This window comes from Providencia sp. UF-183, assembly GCF_058246155.1.
The window spans coordinates 228,930-244,389 of record NZ_JBSICD010000002.1; the positions used below are offsets into that span (position 1 = coordinate 228,930).

General features: G+C 42.8%; 13 protein-coding genes and 1 pseudogene. 6 read left to right on the top strand and 8 right to left on the bottom strand.

Annotation, left to right across the window (positions count from 1 at the left end; genetic code table 11):
- Positions 1-6: 6 nt before the first annotated feature.
- Together fadD and AC4IFT_RS02520 are read right to left on the bottom strand one after the other, a co-directional pair.
- Complete coding sequence (gene fadD, locus AC4IFT_RS02515; RefSeq protein ID WP_219248341.1) at positions 7-1,695, bottom strand: long-chain-fatty-acid--CoA ligase FadD; 1,689 nt, start codon at positions 1,693-1,695, stop codon at positions 7-9.
- Positions 1,696-2,027: 332 nt separating this feature from the next.
- Complete coding sequence (locus tag AC4IFT_RS02520; RefSeq protein ID WP_490750548.1) at positions 2,028-2,987, bottom strand: DMT family transporter; 960 nt, start codon at positions 2,985-2,987, stop codon at positions 2,028-2,030.
- 113 nt (positions 2,988-3,100) lie between these two features.
- Between AC4IFT_RS02520 and AC4IFT_RS02525 the strand changes: the two genes are divergently transcribed.
- Positions 3,101-3,631 carry a helix-turn-helix domain-containing protein gene (locus AC4IFT_RS02525; protein ID WP_490732495.1) on the top strand — a complete coding sequence of 177 codons (531 nt, stop codon included), beginning with the start codon at positions 3,101-3,103 and terminating at the stop codon, positions 3,629-3,631.
- Between the two features lie 71 nt (positions 3,632-3,702).
- On the opposite strand, the gene AC4IFT_RS02530 is transcribed toward AC4IFT_RS02525, so the two are convergent.
- From AC4IFT_RS02530 to yoaA, 3 genes are all read right to left on the bottom strand, one after another.
- A complete protein-coding gene (locus AC4IFT_RS02530) occupies positions 3,703-4,299 on the bottom strand; it encodes a Slp family lipoprotein (RefSeq protein WP_490732493.1) in 597 nt (198 codons plus the stop codon).
- A 216-nt stretch (positions 4,300-4,515) separates the two neighbouring features.
- Positions 4,516-5,214: a tRNA (adenosine(37)-N6)-threonylcarbamoyltransferase complex dimerization subunit type 1 TsaB gene (tsaB, locus tag AC4IFT_RS02535; protein WP_490750549.1), complete on the bottom strand. Its 699-nt coding sequence runs from the start codon at positions 5,212-5,214 to the stop codon at positions 4,516-4,518.
- 90 nt (positions 5,215-5,304) lie between these two features.
- Entirely contained in the window at positions 5,305-7,227 is a 1,923-nt protein-coding gene (yoaA, locus tag AC4IFT_RS02540; protein ID WP_490750550.1) for a DNA repair helicase YoaA, read from the bottom strand.
- 151 nt (positions 7,228-7,378) lie between these two features.
- Between yoaA and AC4IFT_RS02545 the strand changes: the two genes are divergently transcribed.
- Entirely contained in the window at positions 7,379-7,726 is a 348-nt protein-coding gene (locus tag AC4IFT_RS02545) for a RidA family protein (protein ID WP_110591678.1), read from the top strand.
- Positions 7,727-7,889: 163 nt separating this feature from the next.
- On the opposite strand, the gene mdtI is transcribed toward AC4IFT_RS02545, so the two are convergent.
- Together mdtI and mdtJ are read right to left on the bottom strand one after the other, a co-directional pair.
- A complete protein-coding gene (gene mdtI, locus AC4IFT_RS02550; protein ID WP_042843883.1) occupies positions 7,890-8,222 on the bottom strand; it encodes a multidrug/spermidine efflux SMR transporter subunit MdtI in 333 nt (110 codons plus the stop codon).
- A gap of 1 nt (position 8,223) precedes the next feature.
- Positions 8,224-8,652 carry a multidrug/spermidine efflux SMR transporter subunit MdtJ gene (mdtJ, locus tag AC4IFT_RS02555; protein WP_206084191.1) on the bottom strand — a complete coding sequence of 143 codons (429 nt, stop codon included), beginning with the start codon at positions 8,650-8,652 and terminating at the stop codon, positions 8,224-8,226.
- 633 nt (positions 8,653-9,285) lie between these two features.
- Between mdtJ and pdxK the strand changes: the two genes are divergently transcribed.
- Positions 9,286-10,134 (top strand): pyridoxine/pyridoxal/pyridoxamine kinase, encoded by an 849-nt coding sequence (pdxK, locus tag AC4IFT_RS02560; RefSeq protein WP_490750551.1) that lies wholly within the window; start codon positions 9,286-9,288, stop codon positions 10,132-10,134.
- Between the two features lie 75 nt (positions 10,135-10,209).
- Here the strand turns inward: pdxK and zwf are convergent, their stop codons facing one another.
- Positions 10,210-11,685: a glucose-6-phosphate dehydrogenase gene (gene zwf / locus AC4IFT_RS02565; protein ID WP_206084185.1), complete on the bottom strand. Its 1,476-nt coding sequence runs from the start codon at positions 11,683-11,685 to the stop codon at positions 10,210-10,212.
- A 470-nt stretch (positions 11,686-12,155) separates the two neighbouring features.
- Here zwf and AC4IFT_RS02570 point away from each other — a divergent pair, with 470 nt between their 5' ends.
- The 3 genes and pseudogenes from AC4IFT_RS02570 to AC4IFT_RS02580 form a co-directional block, all read left to right on the top strand.
- On the top strand, positions 12,156-13,001 hold the full coding sequence (locus AC4IFT_RS02570; protein ID WP_490750552.1) for a MurR/RpiR family transcriptional regulator: 846 nt from the start codon (positions 12,156-12,158) through the stop codon (positions 12,999-13,001).
- A 199-nt stretch (positions 13,002-13,200) separates the two neighbouring features.
- A complete protein-coding gene (gene pyk, locus AC4IFT_RS02575) occupies positions 13,201-14,643 on the top strand; it encodes a pyruvate kinase (RefSeq protein ID WP_206084183.1) in 1,443 nt (480 codons plus the stop codon).
- Positions 14,644-14,976: 333 nt separating this feature from the next.
- Positions 14,977-15,273: pseudogene (locus tag AC4IFT_RS02580) on the top strand (Plug domain-containing protein); the annotation flags it as partial.
- Positions 15,274-15,460 lie beyond the last annotated feature (187 nt).

The window sequence follows — 15,460 nt, forward strand, 5'->3', positions numbered from 1 at the left end:
TCACTTTTAGGCGGGTGACTTATTTCTTTTCAATTTTTCTTCATCGCGTAAGTCTTTTCGTAGGATTTTTCCAACGTTTGATTTAGGCAATTCTTCACGAAATTCAAATATTTTAGGCACTTTATACGCGGTTAATGAACGACGGCAAAATGTTTTTAGCTCATCCCCCGTCAAATTCGCATTTTTCGTGACAACAAAAACTTTCACGGCTTCCCCAGTGCTTTCACTAGGTACGCCAATCGCCGCACATTCAATAACATCAGGGTGAGTTGCAATAACATCTTCAATTTCATTAGGATAGACGTTAAACCCTGAAACAATGATCATGTCTTTTTTGCGGTCGACAATGCGGATGTAACCTTCACTGTCGATTTCTGCGATATCGCCTGTCGCTATCCAACCATCAACGATTGCCTCAGCGGTAGAATCTGGGCGATTCCAATACCCTTTCATCACCTGCGGGCCTTTTACCCACATTTCACCGGGCTCACCCAGAGGAACTTCTTGGCCTTCATCATTAAGAAATTTCACATCGGTTGATGGAACCGGTAAACCAATACTACCACTGTATGCCGTAAGATTATATGGATTCCCTGTCACCAACGGCGAGCACTCAGTTAGGCCATAACCTTCAAGTAAGTGTTTGCCTGTCAATTGTTGCCATTTTTCAGCCACCGCTTTTTGCACAGGCATCCCACCGCCTACTGACAATCTCAAGCGTGAGAAATCCAACTTTTGAAACTCAGCATTGTGGATCCACGCATTAAACAGCGTGTTAACCCCAGTTATTGAAGTGATAGGATAACGCCCCAGCTGCTTGACGGTATCAGGTACATCCCGTGGGTTAGTAATCAGTAAATTAACGCCCCCCACGTTGATGAAAAGCAAACAATTTACGGTTAACGCAAACACATGGTACAACGGTAACGCTGTCACCACGAACTCAGCACCAAATTTCAATACAGGGCCATATGCGGCTCTTGCTTGTTCTAGGTTAGCTAACATATTGCGATGGGTTAACATCGCCCCTTTCGCCACCCCAGTGGTCCCCCCGGTATATTGCAAGAAGGCCAAATCACCACCTGAAATATTGGGTTTAATGTATTGCATCCGGTAACCATAATGCATAGCACGGCGAAACGAGATGGCATCGGGTAAATTGTATTTGGGTACTAAGCGTTTTACGTATTTAACGACAAAATCAACAATTGTCGCTTTCGGCCGCGATAGTTGATCCCCCATACGGGTTAAAATCACATGTTTAACTTTGGTATTATAAACGATTTTTTCAAGCGTAGAGGCGAAGTTTGAGACAATCACAATCGCGGTTGTGCCGCTATCATTAAGCTGATGTTCTAACTCCCTTGGGGTATAGAGTGGGTTTACATTCACCACAACCATTCCCGCTCGCAATATTCCAAATAAAGCAATTGGGTACTGTAATAAGTTAGGCATCATTAAGGCAACACGGTCGCCTTTTTTAAGTCCCAGTCCATTTTGTAAGTAGGCAGCAAAGGCACGGCTTCTTTCTTCTAATTTCCGATACGTCATCACTGCGCCCATATTAATGAAAGCAGGCTGATCGGCATATTGAGAAACCGCGTTTTCCAGTAACTCTGCTAAAGAAGCGAAGCGATCAGGATTGATTTCTTCCGGCACATCAGCAGGGTAATTTTTTAGCCAGATTTTTTCCAAAATGTTGCTCCTGAATTTAGTGAAGTTATTATACCCAACGTCTCCTTAACAAATTATTAACTCATTGTACCAGTTTGAAAAACAGACAATGTCAAGGTTGAGAGGTCTATCACTAAATAAATTTTAGTCCCTTCAAGAAAAAATAAGGCGGCATCCGCCGCCCTGTTTTCTTAAATTTCGTTAATCAGATGTTAATCTGCATAAGTTATGCCTAATTATACACTGAACTTGACTAATTTTGGAGGTGTTATCAGAAGAATCTGCAACCAATTCAACTTGTAAGCATCATAATTGTAAGCTAATAAGAAATAAAATACCTTTTGATGGATTATTTACGTATTTTTATCTAATGCTATTTGGTTCTTAGCTAAATTGTTTGTTGCTTGCATTGATATCATACTATGAATGGCCATACCCAAAATAATACAAAAAACGCCTAATAGCGCTGTAGTCGAGGGTAATTGTGAGCCTAAAAGCAGCATTTCACCAAATAGAGTAAAAAGTACCTCACCTGACTGTGTTGCTTCTACGATTGCTAGCTGATTTGGCTGATTTTTCACGCTATTTGTTGCAGAAAAAAAGAGCAATGTTGCAATGACCCCCGAAAATAACGCGACAATAAACGAATAAGAAAGTTGAGCCATTGATGGCACTCCATGAGCTATCCCCCCATAAAGTGAAATAAGTAACCAAAACGGCAAACTTGCAAGGGTCATATTGAATACTCTTTCTGGTGTTTTGATTTCATCGTCACAAATTTGCATCATTTTGCGGTTACCTAATGGATACATAAATGCAGCCAATACCACGGGTAAAAAACCCGCAAGAACAGTAAATACACTCACTTGCGTGATTTGTTCCCAAAGCATTAAAAATACGCCAATGATAATCACACATGACCATTTTAGCTCCTTCCAAGGAATTCTTTTTTGAGCCGATGTTTTACTAAGAAAGGGTAATAATAAGGAACCTGCAATAATGGTAATTTGCCAACTACCCGCGACTAACCATCCTGGTGAATATACACTTGCAAATGTAAGTGGAGCATAAAACAAGCCGAAACCCACAGTACTCCAGATAAGGTACGCCCAGAAATGTTGAGATAAATGCCGCATACTGGCAGCTAATTGCCCTCTTATCGCAATAATGAAAAACAGAATTGGTGCCATCAAAATAAAACGCAAGGAAGCACTCCATAACCAGCTTCCCCCTCCAACCTCCATTGCCCGATTAAAGATAAAGGCTGAGGAAAAAAAGCATGAAGCCAGTAAGCCAAGCAGTATTGCGCGCACATTTTGCCCCTATTTATTTGTTTAATTGAACATTGGCTGGTAGTCTTTTGTGCGTTATAATGCACAAGGAAATCAGTGTATGTTATAACGCACAAGATTAATAGAGGTAATCGATGTCATTTCTCCTAAACCATATTGCGTTAACACTAAAATCAATACGCAAAGAAAAGGGCTGGAGTTTAGATAGAACGGCCCAAGAAACAGGGATCAGCAAAGCGATGTTAGGTCAAATCGAGCGAGAAGAAAGTAATCCTACCGTCTTGACTCTCTGGAAAATAGCGATGGGATTTCATACTTCATTAAGTCAATTCATCCCCTTAGAACCAGGTAATGACGGGACAATGCAACATGAAGATGAAACCGTTTCAGTCAAAAATATTAAGCCTTATTGCGATGTTCTCGGCTATGAAATATTAAAGATCACATTAAAAGCAAATTCTATTCACTCATCATGCGCCCATGATAAGGGCGTGGTTGAAGACATATTGCCTTTAAAGGATTCCGTATCAATTTCAATTAATGGTGAGATAAAAGATGTCGCGGCTGGAGAATGTTTACGCTTCAATGCTGATCAAGAGCATACGTACATTAATCGGCATCAGGCAGATGTGGAATTTTATAATATTATTCATTATCCATCATAATGAGACAAATTATGCCTAATAATAAAGCTGACATTCAGTACATGAATGCCAGCTTTAACAGAAATTGATGATTATTCAGTTAGGTAGGTATGGACTTGTGCAGGGCCTCCCGGATAACCGTAACCATAACCCCAAGGGTGATTATAGTAGTACGGGTCACCATAATAGCCGTAGCCCCATGGGCCTGATGGTGGGATCATCACGCTTTGTGCGACATTCCAACGTTGGAAGCCTGTCACATCTAAAGTGACATATTTATAAGGAACTTGCCCAACTTTCCCCTGCTGTTCTCCGGTAATTTTCCCAACAACAGTCACATAACGGTTCGTAAAGTCGCTTGGCTCACGGAAGCCATTAATATAGGCATAAATACGGCCAATAGATGGCGCATTGAGTTCAGGCGCAGCGTCATATTTACTTAGTGCCATCACCGCAATTTCTAAACGCGTCCGGGTAGGCTCGTTCGCCACGGCGAGTACTTTACCGCCAAAGCGCGCTTCCTGACCAATATACATTTCAGGTGCATTTTGTACAGATGTTAAGCTATCTGCTGGATTTTTCACTGACCCTTGAATTGATGCAGGTATCGAAACGCACCCGGTTAGTGCTAATACGCTTGCAATAAAAAGGCCTTTCAGTGCATTACGGCAGTTTAATTCAATGTTCATAGACTACCTCCGATTAGCAACAGTATAAATTCAGGTCATACGGTTTAAAATAGTCTGTAGCAAAGAAGACACGATATGTTAAATCGGATAGATGTAAATAGGATACTTATTAATCATATCCTATATTTATGAAGGATTCGATGTGTTTTTTTATCCATCAAAAAAAGGCTATTTGTGAAAAATAGCCTGTTTATTTTAATGGTTTTGTCGTTAGACTTATTCGCGGCCTGGAAGTTTTTTCCACGTCACTTCATTACGTAAATAGGTCGGCTCCACATTTTCAACTGCAACGGTTTTATCTTGAAGCCATAATTTCACAGCAATAGGCAGCATATCTTGTGCAGCAGGCAGGGTTATTTGGCTGTTATTGAGAGATTCATAACCGTCTAGTAATGATGGATATGCTTCCCACCCTGTTCCTGCATAACTCCATTGCCCTGAAATACCAGCAAATTTGGTTTTAAAGTCATCAGGTAATAAGACAGCTTCTGTTTCTTCGCCCTGCCAAACACCCTCAGCAGTACGTGAATACTGTGCACAATAGATTTCAGACATACGGGCATCTATCGCCACCAGCACGTTTGATTGGTTGGTTGTACGAAATACCCCTTGCGCCAAGGTCATCAGCGATGACACGCCAATCATCGGTAAATCAGCTCCGAGTGCTAAACCTTGAGCAATGCCCACACCAATACGCACACCGGTAAAACTTCCCGGCCCGCGGCCAAATGCGAGTGCATCTAGTTGATTTAAAGTGACACCCGCCTCTGCTAGCACTTCCTCGACCATCGGTAAAACTTTTTGCGTGTGTTCGCGAGGTGAAATAGCAAAACGTGAGATAATGTCATCACCACATAATAGTGCGACAGAACAGGCTTCAGTTGCTGTATCGACAGCAAGAATACGACTCGACATGCCTAAACTCCGGCAAATTAACAGATTTCAATTGAAAGATGCGGCTTATAGTAGCATAAACCGCCGACAGGATTGCAGAAAAACACGCAGTTATTTCGCGGCGGCCTGTGCCTTTTTTTCCGCGAGAAAATTTATCGCCTTGGTTAAGCTGCGTGTCCGTGGTGAAGGCGGCAAGCTGCGCAAAAATACTTCACCATAAGGACGCGTGACTAAGCGATTATCGCAAATCACTATCACCCCGTAATCACTGGTATCACGAATTAAACGCCCCACCCCTTGTTTTAAGGTGATCACCGCATCAGGTAATTGCACATCCGCGAATGGATCACCACCTCGCAGTTCACAATCTTCAATGCGCGCTCTTAATAGTGGGTCATCGGGCGCGGTAAAGGGGAGTTTATCGATGATCACACAGGTTAACTCATCACCACGCACATCTACGCCTTCCCAAAAGCTACTCGTCGCGACTAACACCGCATTACCTGCGGCAATAAACTGTGCAAGTAATTTATTTTTGCTGCTTTCCCCCTGCATCATCACGGGCAGGGTCAACGAGGCTTTGAACTCTTCAGCCAGCTCTCGCATCATTAAGTGAGACGTACAGAGAAAAAAACAGCGCCCCTGATTTTTTTCAATCAACGGCCGCAACATGGTTGCCAACTTCTGCGCGCTACCCCGTTGATTTGGTTCAGGCAGAAAACGCGGGACACACAGCATCGTTTGGCTTTCGTAATCAAAAGGACTGGCTAACAACAACGTTTTTGCTTTAGTGAGCCCTAAACGATCCGTAAAATGGCTCAACTTTTCATTCACAGACAGCGTCGCAGAGGTAAACACCCAGGTCGCTGGCGTACCCGCTATCATTTCGCTAAATTTATCTGCAACTGTAAGGGGCGTTAACGCAAGTAAAAAATGACGTCCATAACTTTCGAACCAATAACTGTAGCCGGGAATGGTGACATCTTTTAAACGATTCAATCGGTTACGGTAAATAGTCACACGCTCAAAAATAGAGTCTAAACTTTGGGAACGCCCTAACGACGTTTTAATGACTTCATAACAAAGTTCTAAGGAATCATCGAGCAAGGTTAAGGCACGCTGAACTTCATTCAGTTTTAATAAATCACGCAAATTGCCACGGAAACTGTTTTCCCCCAAATTCAAGCGAAAATCTAAAGTACTCTGTGTTAGTCTATCCGCACTTTTTTGCAGTTGAACTTGGTCTTTCAATTCCGTGCGATAGGTCATTATCATATCGCGAGCAAGATCGAGTAACTGCCGGCTACTGAGTTGTTGCCCAAAATATTGGCTAGCAATATCAGGAATTTGGTGGGCTTCATCGAAGATCATGACATCGGCTTGTGGGATCAACTCCCCAAACCCAGTGTCTTTAACGACACGATCCGCCATAAACAAGTGATGGTTAACCACCACGACATCCGCTTCTAGCGCTTTTCGGCGCGCTTTTAACACAAAACATTCTTGGTAACGCGGGCAGTCACTACCAAGGCAGTTGTCGTTGGTGCTAGTGACTAGCGGCCAAACTGGGCTATCTTCTGCAATATCATGGCAAGTGCTGGTATCACCTAGCTCAGATTCAATAGACCAACTGCGCAATCGCACCACGGCGGATAAAATTTCCGGCTCTAAGCTCCCGCCACCTAGTGATTGCTGATCTAACCGTTCTAAGCACAAGTAGTTCGAGCGCCCTTTTAGTAAAGCTGTGCGCCCGGTGTAATTCATCGCATTAATAATCGTTGGCAGGTCACGGTGATAAAGTTGATCTTGCAGTGCTTTTGACCCCGTGGAAACAATCACTTTTTTACCGCTTCTTAGCGCTGGTACTAAATACGCATAGGTTTTCCCTGTTCCAGTACCCGCTTCTGCAACTAAAACATGTTGTTGTTCAATGGCCTCTGTGACTGCATTAGACATCGTCACCTGCGCGGCACGCGGTTGAAAGCCTGAAATTGTTTTAGCCAAGAAGCCGTCAGCAGAAAAGTCGTCGTGCACTACAAAAACCTATTTGTCAGCAAAAATAAGACGCTCACTTTACCATGAGTTATTCCTCTGTGCTGTTCTAATTATGGTTTCATTGATCAAGCGATTTTCATCCCGTCCGCAAGCTGCTATCCTTGAACAGAATAAATAATAAGGAATAATTATGACTATTAAACGTATTGACCCCGATAATCGTTGGTCTGAAGCTGTTATTCACAATAATGTGATTTATTACACCAGTGTTCCCGAAAATTTGGATGCGGATATTGTCGCTCAAACCGCGAATACATTAGCCGCTATTGACGTGATGTTAGAGCGTGTCGGTTCTGATAAGAGTAAAATTCTTGATGCCACTATTTTCCTTGCGGATAAAGCGGACTTTGCGGGAATGAACCAAGCATGGGATGCATGGGTTGTCGCAGGTAGCGCACCTGTTCGCTGTACGGTTCAAGCCCTACTGATGAAACCCGAATACAAAGTTGAAATCAAAGTTGTTGCGGCAATTGATTAAGCCAACGTCCTCATAGAAAAAAGGGCTACCATTTTTGGTAAGCCCTTTTTTGTTTGTGGTGTAGCTAGGCGGCAATCGCGCTAATCCCAAGGAGCATACAGTAGTATGTGACTTGGATTAGCAAGTGCAGCCAACAATGCTACAGCACAAAATATAACGCGCATTAGGACATCTTAATCAGCACCATGCCTAACAACAGCAACACTATTCCACCCCAGCCTTTATAATTCAGCCGTTGGTTAAACAGTATCCACCCTGCTGCCACTGTTGCGATGATCCCAAATGCCCCCCAGAGCGCATAAGCGATGGATAGCTCAATACCTTTTACCGCTTGTGCGAGAGAGCTAAATGCCCCCAGTACGGCTACCAGCGAGAGGATCCCAAGCCAATATCGTTTAAAGCCATTCGACATTTTTAACAAGATATTCGCAATGATTTCCAATACAACGGCTAGGATCAAAAACGCAGCATGCCACCATTCAAAATGACTGGCCATATTACGCCTCCGACTTAGCTTCGCGTCCAACTAAAGCACTTGATTTGGCTGCGTTGACCGCATGTTGAGTGGCTTGTTTTACTTTTTGAGCCGATCCGCGAACTGTTGCTTTTTTGGTTCCTGATTTAATCAGACCAATACCGGTGATCAGTAATACTAATCCACCTATTTTCATTGGTGACAAGGTTTCGCCAAACCACATAACGCTGAAGGTAGTAATAAACAAAATACCGATACCTTCCCAAAGTGCGTAAGCAACACCTAATGCGACTTTTTTTACCGCGATAGCAAGAAGAATGTAAGAAGTGGCTATCATCACGTACATGACCACCATACCGGTGAAATCGCCGCTCACACTGGCGTGTTTCATTGATAAGGTACCAATAACTTCAGTTACGATAGCTAATATTAAAAATATCCAATAAATCATTATAATATCTCTCTATATACAGCCGCGTCACAGCCTGTTTTTTGTACAGATCATGCAAACAGAAAGCGTTAACGCAGTTGTTGAAAATTCAAATAAAAACAATACGATGCTGATTTTATTCAGCAAAATGAATATTCGAGAGAGACGCTATAATGCACCACACCAGTAGTGTTCACTGGAAAGGATAGCTGAAAGGAAAAGCCTGTGTGTCGTTCTTTTTTGGGACTTGCTGATCTTGCCGCTAGTTGAGCTAAGCATGATATCTTATTCTTTTCATCAGGCGGACATCCACCCAATTTACTCCGAACCCTCATGTTGATAGTTGATTACAGCTTATTTTTAGCATGCCTTTTTTATTAAGTCAATGAATACAAACACCTTTTATATTGCATAAAAATATGCATACTTATTCATTAATATGCTAACTAACCCTAGAGCCATCAAGCTTCAACCGAATATCCAACCGTTATTTCGACATTTTCTTTTAGTGTTTTTTAATAAAAAAATTTATTTTTACCACTTTTTTGACTTTGCTAGCCCAATGCGTGCGCTGTTTGATCTTTCACATTGACAAGCTAAAGGAACAAGCTTCTTATAGTAACCATATGATTGAGTTACACCAAAGAGAGAGACATGAACACCTTCAGCCTAACCTCCAATAGCTTTCAAAATGCCGCAGACGCAACGCCACTCCCTTATGATGTCGTATCTATTCAATCCCAAGTGATTTATGGCAGTGTGGGAAACAGTATCGCCGTTCCTGCACTGACCAAGCAAGGTTTACGTGTTGCTGCAATTCCAACCGTCGTATTAAGTAATACTCCTCACTATCCAACCTGCTATGGTGGTGAATTACCGGGGGAATGGTTTCGGGGCTATTTAAACGGTTTTGTGGAACGCGGTAGCTTAGACTCCGTCAGGTCAATTCTAACGGGTTATTTAGGTTCACCAGACAAAGCGCGGGATTTAGCAGATTGGCTGGAAAAAGTGCGTGAACAGCGCCCTACATTACCAGTCATTGTCGACCCAGTAATGGGAGATGAAGATAGCGGTTTTTATATTCCACCTGAAATTGCGGATGTCTATCGTGACAAAGTGATCCCATTAGCAACAGGCATTATCCCGAATAAATTCGAATTGATGACCTTAAGTGGGCAGCAGGTTAATGACTTAGACGAAGCGATTATTGCCGCTCGCAGCTTATTAAAAGGCCATACACAATGGGTCATTATTACCAGTGCCTTCCAACCTGATGACGATAATATTGAAGTGGTCTGTGTGACGAAAGATGATGTCGCCGTGATCCGCCATAAACGTTACCCTGTCACGCCAAAGGGAACAGGTGATTTATTTGGGGCGGAACTGACGGCACAACTCATTGCTGGCCTATCCGTCCCTGATGCTGCAAAAATGGCATGTTTACGTATCGAACAAGGGATCATCCATATGGTGGCAACGGGTCGCAGTGAATTAGTGCTTTAACTTATTTCGATGAGCCATAAAAAAAGCCAAACTCGACGGTTTGGCTTTTATCAATAAATCGCGTTTAGTTATCGCTTATTCAAACTCATTCCAAGAACGACCATCGCGGGCAATCATTGCAACAGAGGCAATTGGCCCCCACGTACCTGCTTGGTATGGTTTTGGTGCTTCGTTGTCCATCGCCCATGCATCCATGATGGAGTCCACAAATTTCCATGCTTCTTCGACTTCATCACGACGAACGAATAACGCTTGAATGCCCCGCATTGCTTCAAGCAACAGGCGCTCATAGGCATCAGCCAAGTGAGTTTGGTTGAACGTTTCAGAGAAACTTAAGTCCAGCTTTGTGGTTTGTAAGCGGTGTTTATGATCAAGACCCGGCGCCTTGTTCATAATTTCGATATCAATCCCTTCATCTGGCTGCAAACGAATAGTCAGTTTGTTTTGTGGTAAATCTTGATAGCTTTCTGAGAAAATATTCAGCGCAGGTTTTTTAAAGTAAACAACTACTTCTGAACATTTTGCTGGTAGGCGTTTACCTGTACGTAAATAGAAAGGTACACCTGCCCAACGCCAATCGTCGATATCCACACGCAGTGCAACGAATGACTCCGTCATGCTCTGCTTGTTAGCGCCCTCTTCTTCAAGATAACCTGGCACTTTTTTACCTTGAACAAAACCAGATGTATATTGCCCACGAACCGCTTTTTCACGCACATTTGTATGGTCAATGCGACGTAATGAACGCAGCACTTTTACTTTTTCATCACGAATACGGTCAGTAGTTAAATCCGCAGGTGGGGACATGGCAATCATGGTCAGGATTTGCAGTAAGTGGTTTTGGATCATGTCGCGCATTTGACCTGCTTGGTCAAAATAACCCCAACGACCTTCAATTCCAACTTCTTCTGCAACGGTAATTTGCACGTGGTCGATAGTGCGATTATCCCAGTTATTAATAAATAACGAGTTTGCAAAACGCAGCGCTAATAAGTTTAAAACTGTCTCTTTGCCCAGATAGTGGTCAATACGATAAACTTGGCTTTCATCAAAGTATTTTGCCACTTCGTTATTGATTTCTTGGGAAGATTCCAAATCGGTACCTAATGGTTTTTCCATTACCACACGGTTTGGTTTTTTGTTTAATTTTGCGTGGCCAAGGCCTTGGCACATGGCACCGAATGTACTCGGCGGCATAGCAAAGTAATGAATCGCAGGATGTGAGTCTTGCTTTAGCATATCCGCTAAACGCACAAAACTGTCTGTTTCGTTAACGTCTAAATTACAGAAATCTAAGCGGGCACTGAGTTTTTCCCACAATGCTGAATCGAGTTCTTCTTTTAAGAATTTGTCTAACGCTTCTTTAACGAATTCGACATAATCAGCTTGTGTCCAATCTGCACGGCCTACACCGATGATTCGGGTATCAGGGTGGATGTAACCCGCCTTTTCCAACTGATATAAAGAAGGAAGCAGCTTACGACGCGCGAGGTCTCCCTTGGTACCGAAAATAATTAAGTCACAAGCTTGAGCAGCATTATGTACCGCCATATTGGTTCTCCTCAATTTGCGGAATCTAAGGCCTAACTAGGATAGACCTTATTGTAATTTTGTTAAAATTAGCCCTAATTCCGCTAATGTACCCTGTTGCTGGTGTTCAGTAAATCTTCATGATACTGATCACAGTTTTTATGCTGAAAAAAGCAGCATATCATTGTTCTTAACTGTCATTATACACTTTATGCCATCCTACCCATAAAACTTACTCAAAAACTGAAAGGAGCCAGCTTCTGAAATAAAATGACAAAAAAAGTACCCAACTTACTGAGGTGAAAATTAGATACGCTTCAAAGTTTCATAAAAAAGCTGCCATTGATCACCCGCATTCAGATAGCCTACTTACCCTACATAGTATATTTTCACTCTAAGTGATTGCCTCACGACAGCAAGCTATAATCAAACATAACATAGCGTGATGGCAGAAAAATTTCTCCTTTTGATGAAATAGGCGCTTTTGCTATATGAATATTTTAGAACAAATGAAAACCAGCCTCGATTTTTTAAGTAAATCGGAGAAAAAAGTGGCTGAAGTGATTTTAGGGATGCCACAGCGCGCTATTCATCTCAGTATCGCAGCTCTTGCACAATTAGCTGATGTCAGTGAACCTACCGTTAACCGATTTTGCCGGAAAATGGACACCAAAGGCTTTCCAGATTTTAAACTTCGCCTTGCCCAAAACCTTGCTAATGGCACGCCCTACGTTAACCGCCATATAGAAGAGACGGATACAGTAAACACCTACACGCACAAGATTTTTGAGTCTGCGATGGCGGGGCTTGACCATGTGAAGCATACCCTCGATATCAGCGCGGTTAACCGTGCTGTTGACTTACTCACTCAAGCTCGAAAAATTAGTTTCTTTGGTTTTGGTGCCTCCGCTGCCGTGGCACACGATGCGATGAATAAGTTTTTCCGTTTTAATATTCCTGTCATGTATTTTGATGATATTGTCATGCAGCGCATGAGCTGTATAAATAGTACTGAAGGGGATGTGATTGTGTTGATTTCCCACACAGGAAGAACCAAAGCCCTTGTCGATATGGCTCAATTGGCGAGACAAAATGACGCAATTGTCATCGCAATTACCTCAGAAAACTCTCCACTGGCACAAGCCGCTTCGTTGTCTATCATTATTGATGTCCCAGAAGATACTGATATGTACATGCCAATGGTTTCTCGAATGGCACAACTTGCTGTTATTGATGTCTTAACAACTGGGTTTACGTTAAGAAGAGGTGAAAAATTTAGAGATAACTTGAAGCGCGTCAAAGAAGCCTTGCGTGATTCGCGGTTTGATAACGTCTAAAGCTAAAACTGGCAGGATAAAGTGTCTTTCTATGCTTATCGGGCTTTAATAGTTTTACAGACCTGATAGCATTAAGAAATTCGCAGTATATAATAGCTGTGTTCGTGTCAGCATCCCTATTTGCAGTAAACAGGTTTCGAAATGGGGTGAAATGGTTTCACCCTTTTATCAACGCCATTACAGGTCAACGGAGTCATACATGTCTAGACGGCTTAGAAGAACTAAAATTGTTACAACCCTTGGTCCAGCTACCGATCGTGATAATAACCTCGAAAAAATCATCAATGCAGGTGCCAACGTTGTTCGCCTTAACTTCTCCCACGGAACTCCAGAAGACCATCAATTACGTGCTAATAAAGTGCGTGAAATCGCCGCTCGTTTAGGTCGCCATGTTGCGATCCTCGGTGATTTACAAGGTCCAAAAATTCGTGTTTCTACGTTTAAAGACGGTAAAGTTTTCTTAAATATCGGTGATAAATTCATTCTTGATGCCAACTTAGGCAAAGGTGAAGGTGACCAGCAAAAAGTCGGCATCGACTATAAAGGGTTACCTGCTGACGTTGTTCCTGGCGATATCCTGCTACTCGATGATGGGCGCGTTCAATTAAAAGTCCGTGAAGTACAAGGTTTGCAAGTCTTTACTGAAGTAACTGTGGGTGGTCAATTATCAAATAACAAAGGTATCAATAAATTAGGCGGTGGCCTTTCCGCTGAAGCATTAACTGACAAAGATAAAGAAGACATCAAAACCGCAGCGAAAATTAACGTCGACTACTTAGCCGTCTCCTTCCCGCGCTCTGGTGAAGATTTAGATTACGCACGCCGTTTAGCCCGCGATGCAGGTTGTGAATGCCAAATTGTCGCAAAAGTTGAGCGTGCAGAAGCCGTCGCAAACGACCAAGTGATGGATGAAGTTATCCTTGCTTCTGATGTTGTGATGGTCGCTCGTGGTGACTTAGGCGTAGAAATTGGTGACCCAGAACTTGTCGCGGTTCAGAAAAAACTGATCCGCCGTTCACGTCAATTAAACCGCGTGGTTATCACTGCAACCCAAATGATGGAGTCGATGATAACTAACCCAATGCCAACCCGTGCAGAAGTCATGGACGTGGCAAATGCGGTATTAGATGGCACAGATGCGGTAATGTTATCTGCCGAAACTGCCGCAGGCCAATACCCAGCAGAAACCGTTGCCGCTATGGCACAAGTTTGTTTTGGTGCAGAAAAAATGCCAGGCTTAAACGTGTCTAAACACCGTTTAGATGCTGAATTTAGTAGCCCAGAAGAAGCCATTGCGATGTCAACGATGTACGCTGCTAACCACCTGAAAGGCGTGAAAGCGATTATTGCGATGACTGAATCAGGCCGTACAGCACGGATGATGTCCCGCATCAGCTCTGGCTTGCCTATTTTTGCTATGTCGCGCCATGAAAAAACACTGAACCAATGTTCCCTGTATCGTGGTGTTACCCCTGTGTTCTGTAGCACACACACTGATGGTATTGAAGCTGCGGCGGAAGCAGTTACGCGTTTACGTGATAACGGCTATTTAATGAGTGGTGATATTGTCCTCGTGACCCAAGGTGACTTAATGGGTACAGTCGGAAGCACTAACACTTGTCGTATCTTAGAAGTCGAATAATCTTCCCACCCCGCTCAACCGAGCGGGGTTCTTTTGCCTATCTCCTTTTTTAATTTCCTTTTTCGACCTTAAGTCATAATGAAACCATAACATTGTGCCAAAATTCGATATATTAAATCTTATATAACGCTAGTTTGATCGGTATCATCAATCCCTCTCGTTCTTTTCGCTGTAATGGCGACAATATTTACTTATTAAAATAATAAAGGAAACATAGCAATGCACCGTCGTTCTTCATTGGCGCTACTCCTCTTCTCCCCTTTTTCATTGGCTTCTTTAAGTAATGTCTCAGATGTCATCGTGGTAAACTCCACGATGCCAAACCAGCAGGCCATGACATCCACATCTCTTTCTATCAGTAAAGAAATGATGGAAGTACAAGGCAGCTTGAACCTAGCAGATGTTTTACAAAACACCCCTGGTATTCAACTACGTTACGGTGGACAAGGTGTCCCACAACTTGATATTCGGGGATATAAGTCTCGCCACATCACATTTTTAGTCAATGGTGTCCCTCAAAATAATGCATGGAATAGCCAATTTGACCCACAACTGATCCCAGTAGAACAAATTGAACGCGTCGATATCATCAAAGGAGGTTCAGGTTCACTGTTATATGGTGCGGGCGGCTTTGGTGGTGTGATCAATGTGATTACTCATGGGCAATATACTCCAAAAACACGCGTTTCTCTGGGCGCTGGGAATGGTGAACATTATAATTTAAGTGGCAGTACTTCAGGTATAACCGATTCACTTGGATACACCGCGAGTTATGTTTTCGATAGCCGTAATGGATTCCCTATGTCTAGTCATTTTG

Bases quoted from the DNA above. Each gene is read 5' to 3' on its own strand.
- mdtJ (WP_206084191.1), bottom strand. From the start codon at position 8,652: ATGATTTATTGGATATTTTTAATATTAGCTATCGTAACTGAAGTTATT.
- tsaB (WP_490750549.1), bottom strand. From the start codon at position 5,214: ATGTCGAGTCGTATTCTTGCTGTCGATACAGCAACTGAAGCCTGTTCT.
- AC4IFT_RS02570 (WP_490750552.1), top strand. From the start codon at position 12,156: ATGAATATTTTAGAACAAATGAAAACCAGCCTCGATTTTTTAAGTAAA.
- zwf (WP_206084185.1), bottom strand. From the start codon at position 11,685: ATGGCGGTACATAATGCTGCTCAAGCTTGTGACTTAATTATTTTCGGT.
- AC4IFT_RS02525 (WP_490732495.1), top strand. From the start codon at position 3,101: ATGTCATTTCTCCTAAACCATATTGCGTTAACACTAAAATCAATACGC.
- AC4IFT_RS02530 (WP_490732493.1), bottom strand. From the start codon at position 4,299: ATGAACATTGAATTAAACTGCCGTAATGCACTGAAAGGCCTTTTTATT.
- pdxK (WP_490750551.1), top strand. From the start codon at position 9,286: ATGAACACCTTCAGCCTAACCTCCAATAGCTTTCAAAATGCCGCAGAC.
- AC4IFT_RS02545 (WP_110591678.1), top strand. From the start codon at position 7,379: ATGACTATTAAACGTATTGACCCCGATAATCGTTGGTCTGAAGCTGTT.
- mdtI (WP_042843883.1), bottom strand. From the start codon at position 8,222: ATGGCCAGTCATTTTGAATGGTGGCATGCTGCGTTTTTGATCCTAGCC.
- pyk (WP_206084183.1), top strand. From the start codon at position 13,201: ATGTCTAGACGGCTTAGAAGAACTAAAATTGTTACAACCCTTGGTCCA.